This window comes from Bacillus sp. SIMBA_008 (assembly GCF_046535495.1).
Taxonomy (GTDB): Bacteria; Bacillota; Bacilli; order Bacillales; family Bacillaceae; genus Bacillus; species Bacillus subtilis.
Genome location: NZ_JAWRWL010000417.1, coordinates 1 through 274 on the forward strand (window position 1 = coordinate 1; position 274 = coordinate 274).

1 protein-coding gene is annotated in these 274 nt (G+C 52.2%); it reads left to right on the forward strand.

Annotated elements, in window-relative coordinates; all coding sequences use genetic code 11:
• Window positions 1-274: sensor histidine kinase (locus SB658_RS23835; RefSeq protein ID WP_410602793.1), on the forward strand; the 274-nt coding region annotated here is incomplete at both ends.

The following is a 274-nucleotide window of genomic DNA, read 5'->3' on the forward strand; positions in this document are numbered from 1 at the left end:
GGTCATCACTGAAGAACGCCAGCGGCTGGCGCGCGATCTGCACGATGCCGTCAGCCAGCAGCTCTGTGCCATTTCTATGATGACATCCGCCGTCTTAGAGCAGGTGAAAGATGCGGATGACAAAATCGTCAAACGGATTCGCATGGTTGAACATATGGCGGGGGAAGCGCAAAACGAGATGAGAGCGCTGCTATTGCATCCGCGGCCCGTCACTTTAGAAGGAAAAGGCTTAAAAGAAGGGCTGATTGAGCTGTTAAAAGAGTTCAAAGCGAAG